The following is a 1,105-nucleotide window of genomic DNA, read 5'->3' on the forward strand; positions in this document are numbered from 1 at the left end:
GAGGTTGGTCAGGCGGGTGATCGGGGGTTTGCCGCTGGTTGCGCTGTGGGGTCGGTGGTGATTGTAGAAGTGCAGCCAGGGCGGTAGTGCTGCCCGCCGCAGGGCTTCGGACGGGTAGAAGCGGGTGTAGGCCCAGTCCTCGGCCAGGGTGCGGTGGAAGCGTTCGATCTTGCCGTTGGTCTGTGGCCGGTAAGGCCGGGTCCGTTTTGGGACGATTCCCAGCTCGGTGCAGGTGTCGCGCCAGGCATGGGAGCGGTAGGCCGACCCGTTGTCGGAGAGTACGCGTTCGACGGTGACGCCCAGATCGGCGAACCAGGCCACCGCCCGGCGCAGGACAGCGGTGGCGGTGGCGGCGGTTTCGTCGGTGTGGATTTCGGCGTAGGCGACGCGGGAGTGGTCATCGATGACGGTGTGGACGAACGCGGTGCCGGTGCGGGGCTTGTAGTCGGCGCCGCGGGGCAGCCCGGGGGTGGCGCGTTTGTTGACCTGACCTTGTTGCCGGCCGACGTAGCGGTGTCCGCCACCGTCGGGGATGTTGCCGAACTTGGTGACATCGACATGGATCAGCGAGCCGGGGTGGTCGTGCTCGTAGCGGCGCAGCGGTTGCCCGGTGGCCCGGTCGATGTGGGTGAGCCGGTTGATCCGGCAGCGCACCAGCACCGCGTGCACCGTGGAGGCGGGCAGGCCGAGCCGGCCGGCGATCTGGACCGGGCCCAGCCGGTGCCGCCACCGCAACCGCACGATCTGCCGTACGACAGGCCCGCGGGTGCGGGCCGGGCTGCGGTGCGGGCGGCTGCTGCGATCAGCCATCCCGGCCACACCTTCGGCGCGGTAGCGTTTGGCCCACTTCGCGGCCGTCTTCGCCGCGACCATGAACATTTTCGCCGCTTCGGCATAGGTCCAGCCCTGCTCGACGATCAGGCGTGCGAGTCGCAGCCGGGTGCGTGGGGTCAGGGCGGCATTAGGGTGGGACACGAAGGCCTCCGGGCGGGTGATGTGGTTCCTCGACAGCTCCACTTCACAACCGGAGGCCTTCACCTGTCAGCACGACAGGCCACCAACGGTCACCTCAACCCGGGACAACGTCCCTGAACATCACACCTAG

At 68.8% G+C, this 1,105-nt stretch carries 1 protein-coding gene; it reads right to left on the reverse strand.

Going from position 1 to position 1,105, the window contains the following annotated elements; all coding sequences use genetic code 11:
- On the reverse strand, positions 1-975 hold a 975-nt coding region (locus tag BMZ92_RS36685; RefSeq protein WP_143250034.1), incomplete at its 3' end, for an IS481 family transposase.
- Between the last annotated feature and the right edge of the window lie 130 nt (positions 976-1,105).

This window comes from Amycolatopsis sacchari, from assembly GCF_900114035.1.
GTDB lineage: Bacteria > Actinomycetota > Actinomycetes > Mycobacteriales > Pseudonocardiaceae > Amycolatopsis_E > Amycolatopsis_E sacchari.